Consider the following 14,399-nt stretch of genomic DNA (forward strand, 5'->3'; position numbering starts at 1 on the left):
GTCCCACCCCTGAACCTTTTTCGTGTATTCGCCACGACGGATCCGTGGCAGTTGAGGCCTATAGGAGGGCATGTGAGTACCAGCGCATCTTCGGCGCGTTCGGCTTCTTCGACGCGTTCGACAGCGAGTGGTCGTTGGGCGTCTTTGCGAGCCGGTTTGGAGGATTTCTCTGCGCCGTTCCGTGCTCGTGCCGATAGGCTGTATCGTCGTGGTTTGAAGGCTGACCTGTGGGATGTACCGGTGATGCTACTGGTGACCACCCTGGGTCTGGCTATTTTTGGCTGCATTATGGTGCTGTCGGCGTCGAGCGTCACCATGATTTCGCAGGGGCAGTCGCCGTTTTCACAGGTTTCCTCGCAGATCATGTTCTTGGTTCTTGGTGTGATCGCGATGGTGGGTATTACGCGTATCCCTGTTGGGTATTACCACAAGAAATTTGTGGTGAACGCGATGCTGATTTCCGCGTTGGTCATGCAGCTTGCTGTGGTGGTTGTTGGCGTTGAGGTGAACGGTAACCGTAACTGGCTGAAAATCCCCGGCGTTGTGCAGATTCAGCCATCGGAATTTTCGAAGCTGGCGATTATTATGTGGCTGGCATGGGTGTACAGCCGTCACGGCGATATTTCTCACAGCATTTGGCGTACTCTATTCCCCTCGATTTATGGTGTGGGCGCCCTGGTGCTGCTGATTATGCTCGGTGGCGATATGGGTACCGCCATGGTGTATGGCTTCATCTTTGTGGGCATGATGTGGCTGGCGGGTGCTTCTCGTAGCTCGTTGCTGAAGATTGGCGGCGCGTTTGCGATGCTGGCGCTGTTGGGTGTTTTCAGTAGCGCGAACCGTGTGGCTCGTATCTTCGGTATCTGGGGTTCGTGTACGAACGCTAACTGCGATCAGGCGAATTCTGGTGAGGTGGCGCTGGCAACCGGTGGTTTCCTCGGTGTTGGTCTGGGCCAGTCGCGTCAGAAGTATAACTACCTGGCTGAGGCGCATAATGACTATATTTTTGCCATTATTGGTGAGGAGCTGGGTCTGCTGGGCACTTTGGCAGTTCTGCTGCTGTATGTAGGTCTGGTGTACTGCGCAGTGCGTATTATGCTGCGCACTACTGACCCCCTGGTGCGTTTGGCTACGGGCGGCATCATGATTTGGTTGAGCTCTCAGGCGATTATCAATATGGCCATGGTGTCCCGTATTTTACCGGTGATTGGTGTGCCTCTGCCGTTTGTCTCCTATGGTGGTTCGTCGCTGTTGTCCTCGTTGTTTGCGGCGGGTTTGTTGTTGGCGTTTGCGTGGCAGACTCCGATGCGTGGCGCAGCGGCACCGTCGAATATTGAAACCCAGAGTGCGCGTGAGGTTCGTCGTGCGAATGCTGACTGGAAGCGTCGTACGCCGTTGCAGATTGTGCTGAATCAGGAGGAGGCAGCTCGTGCGGCTGCCGGTGGCCACCTACTGAAGGAACATAACCCGTTTGCGCTGATGTTTGGTCCGGAGAGTACGTTGCGCCGCTGGTTGGGTTTTGCGCCGGATCAGCAGCGTGAGTTGGCACGTATGGCTCGTGAGCAGGAGAAGAAGCGTATCCGTCAGGAGAAGGCTCGTATACACGAGGAGGAGGTTCGTCGTCGTCAGGAGGCGGCGCAGGCTCGTGAGGAAGCTACCCCTGTGAAGGCGGAGCAGAAGGCCGAGGCCCAGAAGCAGAAGGTCTCTCAGAAGCCTGCACCGACGAACCCAGCTCCGAAGAAGGCATCCGCTCAGCCTCGTACCGGTCAGCAGGCTCGTGTTGCGAGTGGGCTGCCCACGCAGGGTCGTCCCGCTCAGGCTCGCCTTGCTCAGAAGGCGACCGCTGCGAAGCCTGCAGACCAGATGCCCTCGGCTCCGAAGCAAGCTGCACCGAAGCAGGCTGTACAGCAGCGCTCCGCTCAGCCTCGTACCGCTCAGCAGCCTGTTGCTCAGAAGCGAGTGCAGCAGCCTCGTGGTGCTCAGCTCCGTAGCGCGCAGCACCGTCCGTCGGGTTTGCTGCCTGCGGGTCTGCAGCCGTTGCATCCTGAGGATCGTCAGCGTCGTGCCCAGCGACAGGGCAACCCTCGACAGGGTGCTCCGCGTCAGGCAACGCCGCGACAGGGCGCCCAGGCAAAAGGTGTTCCGAAGGATGACGCTCAGCAGGTGCAGCGTCCGGCTCAGGGCGCGGCTCGGAACTCGGCTCAGCGCGGCACCCGCAGGCAGAGTTAGCCTCTGCAGGGGTGAAAGGCTCGCGGCCGGAGCATGCTGTTCGGGCTACTATTTGAGCCTCCACTTGCACTGAATAAGAGATAAAGCCCTCGCCGTTGAGTCATAGCTCGACGGCGGGGGCGCTCTATTGAACAGATGCGATAGCGTAAAATAATCCTGTATCGATGTGTTGGGAGAAAGATCTATGACGAAGAAGACGCGCTCTATAGTCTTCGCCGGTGGTGGCACCGCCGGTCATATTAATCCGATGCTCGCGATTGCGCGTGCGGTTCGTGATCTTGAGCCGAACGCTAAGATTCTGATGCTGGGCACTGCGGACAAGATGGAAGCCGAGCTGGTTCCGGCAGCTGGTTTCGATATTGAGTTTATTCCCCGTGCGGCGTTCCCCCGTAGCATCAACCGTGCAGCTTTTGCTTTCCCCGCTAAGTTCTTGGGTGGCCTGTCGAAGACCCGCCGCATCCTCAAGGATGTAGATGCGGATGTGGTCGTTGGCGTGGGTGGCTACGTGTGCCCGCCAGCGTATTTGTCGGCGTTGAGCACTAAGATTCCCGTGGTGATTCACGAGGCGAACGCGAAGCCCGGTTTGGCGAACCGCCTGGGTGGCACGTTCGCTAAGTTCACCGGTGTTGCATTCCCTAACACTCCTTTCCCGCGCGCAACCCTGGTAGGTATGCCGATGAAGGATGAGATTGCCTACCTGAACCGTGAGGCGCACCGTTCGAAGGCTCGCCGTAACCTGGGTCTGGACCCGCAGAAGCCTACCGTGATTGTCACCGGTGGTTCGCTGGGTGCGCAGAGCCTGAACAATGCGGTGGCGGCGTGCCGTGACCACTTTGCGGAGTGGGACTTCCAGATTCTGCATATTACCGGTAAGGGTAAGACTGTTCTGGATGAGAATGGTGAGCCGTTGAGTGAGCCGAATTACCGTCAGATTGAGTTCAGCAACGGCATGCAGGATGTGTACGCTGCCGCTGATCTTCTGCTGGTGCGTTCGGGCGCGGCGACTGTCAGTGAGGTTGCTGCAGTGGGTGTTCCCGCGATTTTTGTGCCGCTTCCCATTGGTAATGGTGAGCAGGCTCTGAATGCTCGTTCTCTGGTGGAGGCGTCTGCGGCTCTGCTGGTGAAGGATGCAGAGGTCACCGGTGAGTGGTTTGCCCGTGAGATTCCGGCTCTTATGGCGAATCCGGAGGAGTTGGAGCGCATGGGCGCTGCGGCGTATGAACTTGGTATCCGTGACGCGGCACGCGTTATGGCTGAAGCAGTATTGAAAGCAGCTGAGAAGTAATGACTGAATTGATGAATCTTGAGATGGTGCTGCCGGCACCGCTGAACCCGCCGTTCCCTGAGCGTGCGAAGATGAGCGAGTTGGGTCGTGTGCACTTCATCGGCATTGGTGGTGCGGGTATGAGCGCTATTGCCGTTTTGATGCTGCAGGCTGGTGTGACGGTGAGCGGATCTGACCGCGCCGAGTCGGCTACTGTTGAGTCTTTGCGTGCTGCGGGTGCTCGTGTGGCTGTTCCTCAGCAGGCTGAGAACATTGTGGATGTTGATACCGTGGTGATTTCTACTGCGATTCGTGAGGATAACCCGGAACTTGCTGCCGCTCGTGCGCAAGGTCTGCGTGTGCTGCATCGTTCTGAGGCGCTCGCCGCTGTGATGGGTGAGTCTCAGGTGGTTGCTGTTGCCGGTACTCACGGTAAGAGCACGACCAGCTCCATGATTTCTGTGATGTTTGATCAGCTGGGTGCACAGCCGTCCTTCGCGGTGGGTACTGTGATTACTGGTCGCGGCACGAACGCCCATCTAGGTACTCAGGGCCCCGAGTCGATTTTTGTGGCTGAGGCTGATGAATCGGACGGCTCGTTTGTGCGTTACCGCCCGGCTATTGCTGTGGTGACGAATGTTGAGCCGGACCATCTGGATTTCTATAAGACGGACGAGCGTGTCTTTGAGGCGTTCAACCGTTTTGTGGGTTCGCTGGCACCTAACGGTGTTGTGGTGACCTGCGCCGATGATGAGGGTGCGACGGCTTTGGCGGTTCATTCTCGTGCGGCGGGTGTTTCCGTTGTGACCTACGGTGAGTCTGAGGATGCTGACTTGCGCATTAGCGAGATTACCAGCGCGGGTTCTTCCTCTTCTTCGCACCTTTCCTGGTCTTTTGAGTGCCGCGGTGTGCGTTATGAAGGCCAGCAGAATCTTGCGCTGAAGGTGCCCGGTATTCATAACCAGCTGAACGCTTCGGCTGCTTTTGCTTCGGCGTTGATTTCTGGTTACGAGGCTGTTGATATTGCTCGTGCGCTGGCTGAGTTTGTGGGTGCTGACCGCCGCTTTACCCTGCGCGGTGAGGTTGCTGGTGTGAAGGTCTTTGATGATTACGCGCACCACCCGACTGAGGTTTTCCGTGCCCTGGAGACCGGTCGTACCGTGGCTGATGGTCATAGCCTGTACGTGATTTTCCAGCCGCACCTGTTCTCTCGTACTCGTGAGTTCGCGAAGGAGTTCGCGGAGGCCCTGTCGGTGGCTGACCGCGCTCATGTGCTGGATATTTACCCTGCTCGCGAGTTGCCGATTGAGGGGGTAACCAGTGAATTGATTACCGGTGCTGGTTTCTCTGAGGTTCGTTACGCTACCGCTGAGGGCGCTATTGAGGATATTGTGACCTGCGCTCAGGACGGCGATATTGTGATGACTGTGGGCGCTGGTGACGTGACCGCTTTGGGTGCGCGTCTGCTGGAGTCCTTGGGGATCCGTCACGGTGGCGAGTCGAAGAAGTCGGAGGCTTAGGCTGTGCCGATGAGTTCTGGTCTCTCTGCGGAGGGGCATTCCTCCTCGCGCGCGCCAAAGGCTCCGCGTTCGCGTGCTCGTCTGCGTGCTCAGCAAGTAGCTGAGAATGCGAAGACTGAGGTGGCACCGGTTGAGGCGGTACAGGCTAAGTCCGTGCCACCTCAGCAGGTGAAGGCTTCGGTAACAAAGGCTGAAGTGCCTCAGGCTGAACCTCAGCCGACTGGTGCTGCTCAGACTGATGTTACGAAGCCTACTGGGTCTGTAGCCTCCGAGGCTTCTGCACAGCCTGCTGTTGCGCAGTCTGCCGCTACTCAGTCTTCGAGTTCCGTTCGACACATGCCGCGTAAGCCTGTGCATAAGGCTTCAATGCAGAAGAATTCTGAATCTTCGGCGTCCAAGAGCGCTTCGGAGGTTCATTCTTCGGCGCAGTCTTTGAAGGATTCGGTGCGTTCGGCGCTGATGACCGGTCGTACCGTGTCTGAGGTGGAACACGCTCCCGAGCTGTTTGATGTTGAGGCGTTTGAGGATTCTTCTTCGAAGAGCGGCTCTGCTCAGACTGCATCCTCGCAGTTGGTGAAGAGCGTAGATAGGGGTAGCGATAAGGACGCTGACAAGAAGTCGGCGTCCACCGCTGGCAAAGCATCTGCCGGTTCTGTTGAATCTCACGAAGAGTCTGTCGCTCAGAAGGCTGAAGAAAGCGCCGATAAGGCGGGGGAGAAGGCTGCCGAAGACCCTCGCCCCGCGAGCCGTTTTGGTCGTTGGCGTGCCGAGCGTGAGCAGCAGCGTGCAGCGGAGATTGAGAAGGAACGCGAGCGTGCGAGCCGTCAGGCTCACCGTGAGCGTCTGCGTCAGGATCCGGGCCTAGACGGTCTGCGTGCAGAGGAGCGCTCCCGTAAGGAGCGTTTGCCTCTGACTCGTGCCCGTAAGCTGCTGTACACCGCCTCGGTGCTGGCTATTATTGCGGTACTGTACGTGGTGCTGGTCTTCTTCTCGCCCCTGTTGGCGACTCAGAAGATTACAGTGCGCGGCACATCCCTGCTGGAAACCACCCAGGTGGAGCAGAAGCTGGGGCCTCTGCGCGGGGTTCCGCTCACTCGCATTGACGAGAAGAAGGTGCGTGAGCTGATTGGGCAGGATAACGTGCTTCGTAGCGTGCAGGTGGAGAGCCGTCCGCCGCATGAGCTGGTGGTGACCCTGAAGGAGCGTACCGCTGTTGCGGTTGTGAAGCAGGGAGATACGTACCATACTGTTGATAGCGATGGTGTGAGCCTGCTCGAGTCGGCGACTCAGCCCGATACTTCGGTGCCGCTGGTTCGTTTCAGCGGTGATGATCCGAAGACTTCGGACGAATTCCGCACCATTTCTACGGTGCTCTCGGCGATGCCCTCTGAACTTCTAGTTCAGGTTAAGGAAGCTGGTGCCACCTCAACCTCAAGTATCACTATAACCTTGAGGGATAATACTACGGTGCAGTGGGGAACCGCTGAAGAGAGCGAGTTGAAGGCGAAGGTCCTGCTCTCCCTGCGCCAGGCTATTGCCAAGCGTGCTCAGGAAGAGAAATCTTCCGAAGCACAGATGCAGAATGTGACCATCTACGATGTGTCTGCCCCGCGCGTACCGGTGACCCGATAGGGGAACCATTCAGGCGCTATATCCTCCCTTTTTGTGTTAAATCCACAAAAAGAGGGGGTAATTGCGCTTTGTGACTAGGAACCAGCAAAAACAGTTTGGTATCCTAGCAGATAAAGTCATTCTTTAGAGGAAACCTTTAGGCTTAGATTAAGCTGCGGGTCTTCCGAAGCTGGAACACGGAACAATCGAGGAATACATGGACGCTGGAACTCCCCAGAACTACTTGGCAGTCATCAAGGTCGTTGGTATCGGCGGCGGTGGCGTCAACGCAGTCAACCGCATGATTGAGGTTGGTCTGCGCGGCGTTGAGTTCATTGCTATCAACACTGACGCTCAGGCTCTGCTGATGTCCGATGCAGACGTTAAGCTGGACGTTGGTCGTGAGCTGACCCGCGGTCTTGGCGCGGGCGCAAACCCCGAGGTTGGCCGTCAGGCAGCCGAGGATCACGCGCAGGAAATTGAGGAAGTCCTCAAGGGCGCAGACATGGTCTTTGTGACCGCAGGTGAGGGCGGTGGCACCGGTACCGGTGGCGCACCCGTCGTGGCACGTATTGCCCGCTCCCTCGGCGCTCTGACCATTGGTGTGGTGACCCGTCCCTTCACCTTCGAAGGCCGCCGCCGCTCCAACCAGGCTGAGACCGGTATCGCTGCTCTGCGCGATGAGGTTGATACCCTGATCGTTATTCCGAACGATCGACTGCTGTCGATTTCGGATCGTAACGTCTCCATGCTGGACGCATTCAAGTCCGCTGACCAGGTTCTGCTCTCCGGTGTGCAGGGCATTACCGACTTGATTACCACCCCCGGCCTGATTAACCTTGACTTCGCTGACGTTAAGTCCGTCATGCAGGGTGCAGGCTCGGCTCTGATGGGTATCGGCTCGGCATCCGGTGAGGACCGTGCCGTGAAGGCAGCTGAGCTGGCTATCGCTTCGCCGCTGCTGGAAGCATCCATCGACGGTGCACATGGCGTTCTGCTGTCCATTCAGGGTGGCTCAGACCTGGGTCTGTTCGAGATCAACGAGGCTGCACGCCTGGTTCAGGAAGTTGCTCACCCCGATGCAAACATCATCTTCGGTGCTGTTATTGACGACGCACTGGGCGATGAGGCTCGCGTGACCGTGATTGCTGCTGGCTTCGACGCAGTGAACCCGGAGACCAACTCCAACGCTTCCACTGCTGCAGTTACCCAGGCTCAGCGCACCCAGGCATCCTTCGGCGGTTCCACCGCTCCGGCTGCTAACGGCTACGGCTACAACGCACCCGCTGCTGCTCCGGCTTCCACCGGCGCTGCTGGCTTCGACGTTGACCTTCCCCCAGTTGTGGAGGAAGCTCCGGCTCGCCGCGACACCCTGGACGTCCCTGACTTCCTGAAGTAGTCTGCCCGGCTGTGAACGCCTAAGCGTTGCACGGCTGAGAGTCCTATGAAGCTATAGGGGAGCTGAGAAACACGCACATTGTGCTGTTCTCGGCTCCCCTTTGCTATACCCGCCGTTATACCCGCTGACCTCTGATAAGGAATGGAAGATGAGCGATAATCCCAAACCTTCGTTACTTGCCTCTGCCGATACCCTCACCTTGGGCCCCTGGCGTGTGCGGGTAGGTTTCACCTCCCGCGCGGCGGGCAACCTGGGCCTGCACGTGGACGATGAGCTCGGTGGCGGTATGGACGCATCCCTGGTGCGTACCCTCAACCACCGTGCCGCCCTGGAGGATGCGCTGGGTACCGACCCGTTCTTTTACCTGAACCAGGTGCACGGTGTGCAGATTGCCCGCCCGGAAGACTACGCGGTGGAATCCTACGCGCCCGGTGCCCCGCAGGAGCGTACCGCTAAGCGTGCCCGAGCGGTGCTGGAGAACTCCCCGGTGGCCGATGCCGCCATCAGCAGTGAGGGTGTGCCCCTGGCGATTATGGTGGCGGACTGCATCCCGGTGGTGCTGGTGGGTGAGCGGGTCGCGAACTGGCAGCCGATTCTTGCGGTAGCCCATGCTGGCCGCCGCGGCCTGCTTGACGGTGTACTCCAGCAGACCGTGCAGCGGATGCGTCAGCTCGGCGCGGAGAAAATTATCGCGTGGCTGGGCCCGAGTATCTGCGGTAGCTGCTACGAGGTACCCGAAGATATGCGCGCCGAGTCCACTGAACTGATTCCGCAGGTGCATGCGGTGACCAGCCAGCAGACCCCCGGACTGGATCTGCCCGCCGGCGCCCGTGCGGTGCTGGAAGAGGCGGGCGTGCAGGTGAGCATGGACTGTGCGCGGTGCACGTTTGAGGAGCCTGAGGTGTATTCACATCGCGGGTTCACGAACCGCGGTGAGAAGCCGGGCCGCATCGCGGGTCTGGTGTGGGTTCAGAAGTTGGAAGAGCCCGCCGCGTAGAGACGCTGAAGGAGAGAAGATGCCTGAGATGAATGTAGAAGAACAGAACCTGCACTACACTCCCGAACGCGCCGAGCAACTACTGCAGAACTACCGTCGCGTGCTTGCGCGTATCCGCGCCGCGGAGCAGGACCGTAGCGCGGTGCGTACTGAGGCGAGCGCCTCAGTGCAGCTGGTGACGGTCACGAAGTTCTTCCCCGCCTCTGACGCAGCGGCGCTGCTGGATGGGGGAGTGGCCCTCTTCGGTGAGAACCGCGACCAGGAGGCGAGTACGAAGGCTCGCGAGCTTGCCGCCTACTGCGCCCAGCGTGAGGTGCAGCCCCCGCACTGGGCGTTTATTGGCCAGTTGCAGACGAATAAGGCGAAGTCTGTGGTCAAGTACGCCTCCAGCGTGCATTCAGTGGACCGCCCCTCCCTGGCGGACGCGCTGGCGAAGGCGTACACAAACCAGCTCGCGCGCTTCGAGGCGGGGGAGGCACCCGCACCCGCGGCGGCGGAGCAGGGTGCGCTGACCTGCCTGGTGCAGGTGTCCCTGGCAGAGGTTGCGACGGCTGGCCACGCCGCTGAGGGCGCGCGCGGTGGTACGAGCGCCTCTGAGCTGCTGGAGTTGGTGGAGCGCATCGAGAACCACGAGCATTTGCGCTGTGGTGGCGTGATGGCGGTGGCGCCGCTGGGAATGAACCCTGATGAGGCATTTGAGAAGCTCTACGGGCTGGCGTTGCTGGTGCGTGAGCAGGTGCCGCATGCGACCGAGATTTCTGCCGGTATGAGCGGGGATTTGGAGGCTGCGGTGCGTTGGGGCTCGACCTGCGTGCGCGTGGGTAGCGACATCATGGGTAAGCGCCCGGCGCTCTAGCCTCGCCCAAGCTACGCGCCGTGCGTTGCCTATCGCACTCTGGACTGCTTTCGGTACAAACTGCGGCATAATCATCGGTGCCCTTGACCGCCTGCGCGGGGCGTGCGCTGGTAATATATACATGCCGGTGCATGGCGTACCGTTACGCACACACCTTCTGATGACGCACTACGGCAGAACCTGTACACCACCAACGTGAAAGAACAGCGAGAGAATCATGGCGAAACAAAGCCGTCTGGCGGGTTTCCTCGGCCTGGAACGATACCAGAACGCTGAGACGACGCCGGAAGAATCCCCGCAGGCTGTGCAGGCTGACTCCCGCCGGGAGGCAAACGCCTCCGCAGGGCAGGCTGCTATAGCACAGAAGACCGACAGCTCTAACAGGCTCTCAGCACTGCCCGGCTCAGCACAGTACAGCGTTGCCGAGTCGCAGAGCGCAACCTACCACCTGCAGGACGAACCCCCCTATACTGAACAAGAAGTGTACCAGCAAGCTAATAGCTACGATGACGGTACAGAAACCGAGTATCTGGACGCAGAAGAAACTGCCGACGGACGAGCAACCGTAGATGCAGCGGCATACGCCACCGCTCATACACCTGAAACCACAGCTGATCTGGCGGAAACCGAGCAGACTTGGGACGACGTCAGCGCAGACAATTGGGAGGACACCCCGGTGCCGAATACCGAATACACCGAGCAGTACGCCGAGACGTACTCCAACGACGGCTACTACGACCAGGGCTACGAGCCCGAAGAAACCAACGGATACACCTACGGTTACGAGGAAGAAGAGGACGAATTGCGCCGTATCACCACTATCCACCCCCGCTCCTACAATGACGCAAAGATCATTGGTGAGGCATTCCGCGAGAACATCCCCGTGATTATGAACGTGGAAGAAATGCCTGACGCAGACGCAAAGCGCCTGGTGGACTTTGCATCCGGTCTGGCATTCGCGCTGGAAGGCCGCATTGAGCGCGTCACCGCTAAGGTGTTTCTGCTGACCCCCTCCAACCTGGAGGTTCTGGGCGTGGCTAATTCCGAGGTTCCCGCCGGCTTTGAGACCGACGGCGAATTCCCCTTCGACCAGGGCTAAGGACTGATAGATGGGTTATATTTTCGCCCTCATTACAATCGTTGTCTACGTTCTCTACATTGCGATGCTGTTGCGCATGCTCTTTGACTGGGTGCGCATGTTCGCTCCGGAGTGGCGACCCAAGGGCTTTGTGCTACTCTTCGCCAGCGGCGTGTACGCGGTGACGGACTGGCCGATGAACCAGCTGCGCCGCCTGATCCCGCCGGTTCGTGTGGGTAACGTTGCGTTGGATACCGGCTTCCTGATTTTGATTGTTGTGTTGTCTCTGCTGCTGAGCATTATGATGCGGATGACAGCGGCATTCTCCTAAACCGCTCCGTTGAGAGGTTAGAGAACAATGTTGTAGAGCCCCGCCTGCGCTCTAAACCCTGTGGGTTGGAATGCTGGCGGGGTTTTCTGTGCCTGATTGCTGGATTGATTGCGGTGTCCCGCTCCGTGGCTGAGGTAGCTTTCCGTGACAGGTTACAAGCTGGGTTCGCGAGCTACATCAGATGATGAGAAATGCACCTGTCAGCAGATACTGAGCCTGATATGGCGGGGGATAAGGGAGGACGCGTCACGTGGTGAATCCCACCCTTGTGCCGAGTACATATTTTGTTATTCAGCCGATATATAACCGGGCACAGAAACCAAAGAATAGTAGAATTGGTGCCAATGACTGCATCGCGGTATAGCCATACCCCTGAACTATTGGGGTGGCGAATTCGCTGCACTTAATTCATCACCAACCCCGTAGAGATATTTAGAGGAGAAGCCCATGGCAATCACCCCCGAAGACCTGATCACTAAGAGCTTCAAGGTCGTGACCGAAGAGTCCGGTTACGACCGCAACGAGGTCGACGATTTCCTGGACGAGCTCGTTGTCGAACTGCGTGCACTCTACTCCGAGCGTGATACCCTCGAACGCCAGGTTGAGCAGCTCTCTGCAAACGCACCCGATTCCCCCGCAGCGGCTGTAGCACCCGCACAGTCTTCCGCGGCACCGTCTGGACCTCAGGATGCGGCGGCACTGCTCGCCATGGCACAGAAGGTTCACGACGACTATGTGGCACAGGGCGAAAAGGCTAAGGCGGAACTGCTCGAAGAAGCAGAGAAGAAGGCAGACGCTATGGTGAGCGAAGCTCAGCAGCAGCGCGAAGAGATTCTCTCTCGCCTCACCGATGAGAAGGAAGAGCTGGAGGTCGCTGTTGAGGCTCTGCGCGGCTTCGAGAGCCGCTACCGCTCCAAGCTGCTGCAGCACCTGGACGCACAGGTTCAGGAGCTCAAGAACCTCAAATCTATCGAGGCTTCCGCATAAAACAGCGTGTCTGAATAAGCTAACGACGCTTTGAAGCGTATGCCGCTCGGATTCTTTCTCTTCCACCGCTATTCACTGGGGGGATCGAGAGAACCGGGCGGTATTCTCATGTCCGCCCGGCATGACTCAAGAACCCAGCGTGCGAAGCGGGGGAGAGTACCCGCAAAATCACCCAGAATACTCGATGCACTACCCCGATTTGCTAAGCTAGAGGGGCACTATCGAACGCGAGCGCATCCCGCCTCCGCACCGCAGGTCCGCCACACCGTAGGCGCAGCAACCGGCACAGACTAGAGGAGAGCTATGACCAACATCCCCAAGACTGCTGAATCCTCAGTCTCACAGGTAGCCGATAACGCCGCCGAAGAAGCTACTGGTCACCGCGTGCGCATCCTTTCTGGACGCTCCGCGGGTATTCTCGCGCTCGTGCTTGCCGCCGTCGTGTTCGCTATCGATCAGGGCACGAAATACCTGGTCGTTACTCAGATGCAGTTGGGGGAACGCGTTACCGTCATTGACGGGCTGCTGTGGTGGTACTCGATTCGTAACTCTGGCGCCGCATTCAGCATGGGCGAGAACGTCACCTGGGCCTTCACCCTCGTCATGATCGCCGCCGCATCCGTGGTACTGTACCTGCTACGCCGCACCCGCGCCCTGTCCTGGACGCTCGCATTAGGTGGCCTGCTCGGCGGAATCTGCGGCAACCTTTTCGACCGTCTCTTCCGTGAGCCCGGCTTCGGCTCCGGCCACGTGGTCGATTTTATTTCCGTACCGAACTTCGCGATTTTCAATATTGCAGACTCCGCAATCTGCGTGTGCATGGCGTTCATCGTGCTGCTGAACTTCAAAGGTCTGAACCTCAACGGCACCCGCGTGCAGGCGCCCGCTGAAGAAACCTCGGCTGACGAGGCCCTGGCTGGTGACAAGAACGCGGCTGAGAAGAACAGGGCAGCGAAGAGCGCCAAGTAGCTTTCCCTCCTCCGCTACATGCCTCGGCTACATCGTAGCCACATGCGCCTACAGACGTTTTCACACAGAGACGTTTTCACACAGCCCCTCCCACACAGACAACTAAAGCAAGCACCACCCGAAGGAGAGCCGCATGAGCGAAACTACCAACGCCACCGAAGAATCGGCAGGTATCCGCGCCGAATTCACCGTTGAAGGCGCGCTTTCCGGTATGCGCCTGGACGCCGCGCTCGCCGGTGCCCTCGACGCGCCGCGCACCCGCACCTCCGGGTGGATTCGTGATGGCCACGTGACCGTGACCAACAACGGCAAGGTCGTGAAAATCGGCAAGTCCTACAAGCTGTCTGTAGGGGACGAAGTCGTCGTGGATGCACCCGCACCGCGTGATCTGGCAGACATCCGCCCCGAAAAGGTGGACGGCTTTCGTATCGTGCACCTGGACGACGACATCGTCGTGGTGGACAAACCCGCAGGCGTGGCGGCACATCCCTCACCGGGCTGGCACGGCCCCACCGTCATCTCCGCGCTCATGGGCGAGGGCATTTCGGTTGCTACTTCCGGCGCGGCAGAACGCCAGGGCATCGTGCATCGTCTGGACGTGGGCACCAGCGGCCTGATGGTCGTAGCCCGCAGCGAACGCGCCTACACCGCACTCAAGCGAGCCTTCAAGGAACGCACCGTGGACAAGGTCTACCACACCCTCGTGCAGGGCCTGCCCGACCCGCTGCACGGCACCATTGACGCACCCATTGGCCGCCACCCCGGCAACGAATGGAAGTTCGCCGTGGTCGAAGACGGACGCAACTCCATTACCCACTACGATGTGCTCGAAGCCTTCGGCCCCGCATCGCTGGTCGAGGTACACCTGGAAACCGGACGCACTCACCAGATTCGTGTCCACTTCTCTGCGTTGCGCCACCCCTGCTGCGGCGACCTCACCTACGGCGCCGACCCGCGCTTTAGCGCCGAACTGGGCCTGACCCGCCAGTGGCTACACGCGCACCGCCTGGGCTTCGATCACCCCGGCACCGGCGAGCGCGTAACCTTCAACAGCGAGTACCCGCTCGACCTGTCCTACGCGCTGACCGCTCTGCGCGAGGGTAAGGTTCAGCTCGGCTAGACAGTCGGCTAGCTATAGCAGCCCGCACGCCGCCGCAC

General features: G+C 59.3%; 11 protein-coding genes and 1 pseudogene. All 12 read left to right on the plus strand.

The genetic code is table 11. From position 1 onward, the window contains the following. The first annotated feature begins 72 nt into the window (after nucleotides 1-72). The 12 genes and pseudogenes from O3648_RS01740 (at nucleotide 73) to O3648_RS01795 (ending at nucleotide 14,361) form a co-directional block, all read left to right on the plus strand. Nucleotides 73-2,229, plus strand: coding sequence for an FtsW/RodA/SpoVE family cell cycle protein (locus O3648_RS01740; RefSeq protein WP_371568045.1), 2,157 nt, complete (start codon nucleotides 73-75; stop codon nucleotides 2,227-2,229). 184 nt (nucleotides 2,230-2,413) lie between these two features. After that, nucleotides 2,414-3,514, plus strand: coding sequence for an undecaprenyldiphospho-muramoylpentapeptide beta-N-acetylglucosaminyltransferase (gene murG, locus O3648_RS01745; protein ID WP_279740463.1), 1,101 nt, complete (start codon nucleotides 2,414-2,416; stop codon nucleotides 3,512-3,514). Then, nucleotides 3,514-5,013, plus strand: coding sequence for a UDP-N-acetylmuramate--L-alanine ligase (murC, locus tag O3648_RS01750; RefSeq protein WP_279740464.1), 1,500 nt, complete (start codon nucleotides 3,514-3,516; stop codon nucleotides 5,011-5,013). Before murG ends, murC begins: the two co-directional genes overlap by 1 nt. Nucleotides 5,014-5,022: 9 nt before the next feature. Next, complete coding sequence (locus tag O3648_RS01755; protein WP_371568048.1) at nucleotides 5,023-6,645, plus strand: cell division protein FtsQ/DivIB; 1,623 nt, start codon at nucleotides 5,023-5,025, stop codon at nucleotides 6,643-6,645. Between the two features lie 196 nt (nucleotides 6,646-6,841). Next, complete coding sequence (gene ftsZ, locus O3648_RS01760; RefSeq protein ID WP_279788740.1) at nucleotides 6,842-8,023, plus strand: cell division protein FtsZ; 1,182 nt, start codon at nucleotides 6,842-6,844, stop codon at nucleotides 8,021-8,023. A 148-nt stretch (nucleotides 8,024-8,171) separates the two neighbouring features. Then, nucleotides 8,172-9,020, plus strand: a complete 849-nt coding sequence (locus O3648_RS01765) for a polyphenol oxidase family protein (protein WP_279788738.1) — start codon at nucleotides 8,172-8,174, stop codon at nucleotides 9,018-9,020. A 19-nt stretch (nucleotides 9,021-9,039) separates the two neighbouring features. Next, nucleotides 9,040-9,876 (plus strand): YggS family pyridoxal phosphate-dependent enzyme, encoded by an 837-nt coding sequence (locus O3648_RS01770; protein WP_279740472.1) that lies wholly within the window; start codon nucleotides 9,040-9,042, stop codon nucleotides 9,874-9,876. 787 nt (nucleotides 9,877-10,663) lie between these two features. Then, nucleotides 10,664-10,975, plus strand: a pseudogene (locus O3648_RS01775) (cell division protein SepF); the annotation flags it as partial. Between the two features lie 10 nt (nucleotides 10,976-10,985). Further along, nucleotides 10,986-11,285 carry a YggT family protein gene (locus O3648_RS01780; RefSeq protein WP_254756139.1) on the plus strand — a complete coding sequence of 100 codons (300 nt, stop codon included), beginning with the start codon at nucleotides 10,986-10,988 and terminating at the stop codon, nucleotides 11,283-11,285. Between the two features lie 447 nt (nucleotides 11,286-11,732). Then, nucleotides 11,733-12,272, plus strand: coding sequence for a DivIVA domain-containing protein (locus tag O3648_RS01785; protein WP_254756137.1), 540 nt, complete (start codon nucleotides 11,733-11,735; stop codon nucleotides 12,270-12,272). Nucleotides 12,273-12,575: 303 nt separating this feature from the next. Beyond that, entirely contained in the window at nucleotides 12,576-13,241 is a 666-nt protein-coding gene (lspA, locus tag O3648_RS01790) for a signal peptidase II (protein WP_279754659.1), read from the plus strand. A 133-nt stretch (nucleotides 13,242-13,374) separates the two neighbouring features. Further along, nucleotides 13,375-14,361: an RluA family pseudouridine synthase gene (locus O3648_RS01795; RefSeq protein WP_279754657.1), complete on the plus strand. Its 987-nt coding sequence runs from the start codon at nucleotides 13,375-13,377 to the stop codon at nucleotides 14,359-14,361. Nucleotides 14,362-14,399: the final 38 nt, after the last annotated feature.

The organism is Rothia sp. 27098_8_161 (assembly GCF_041432905.1).
Lineage (GTDB): Bacteria > Actinomycetota > Actinomycetes > Actinomycetales > Micrococcaceae > Rothia.

Excerpts from the sequence above, each read along its gene's own strand:
- O3648_RS01795 (WP_279754657.1), top strand. The coding sequence starts at position 13,375 with ATGAGCGAAACTACCAACGCCACCGAAGAATCGGCAGGTATCCGCGCC.
- O3648_RS01785 (WP_254756137.1), top strand. The coding sequence starts at position 11,733 with ATGGCAATCACCCCCGAAGACCTGATCACTAAGAGCTTCAAGGTCGTG.
- murC (WP_279740464.1), top strand. The coding sequence starts at position 3,514 with ATGACTGAATTGATGAATCTTGAGATGGTGCTGCCGGCACCGCTGAAC.
- lspA (WP_279754659.1), top strand. The coding sequence starts at position 12,576 with ATGACCAACATCCCCAAGACTGCTGAATCCTCAGTCTCACAGGTAGCC.
- O3648_RS01755 (WP_371568048.1), top strand. The coding sequence starts at position 5,023 with ATGAGTTCTGGTCTCTCTGCGGAGGGGCATTCCTCCTCGCGCGCGCCA.
- ftsZ (WP_279788740.1), top strand. The coding sequence starts at position 6,842 with ATGGACGCTGGAACTCCCCAGAACTACTTGGCAGTCATCAAGGTCGTT.
- murG (WP_279740463.1), top strand. The coding sequence starts at position 2,414 with ATGACGAAGAAGACGCGCTCTATAGTCTTCGCCGGTGGTGGCACCGCC.
- O3648_RS01780 (WP_254756139.1), top strand. The coding sequence starts at position 10,986 with ATGGGTTATATTTTCGCCCTCATTACAATCGTTGTCTACGTTCTCTAC.
- O3648_RS01765 (WP_279788738.1), top strand. The coding sequence starts at position 8,172 with ATGAGCGATAATCCCAAACCTTCGTTACTTGCCTCTGCCGATACCCTC.
- O3648_RS01770 (WP_279740472.1), top strand. The coding sequence starts at position 9,040 with ATGCCTGAGATGAATGTAGAAGAACAGAACCTGCACTACACTCCCGAA.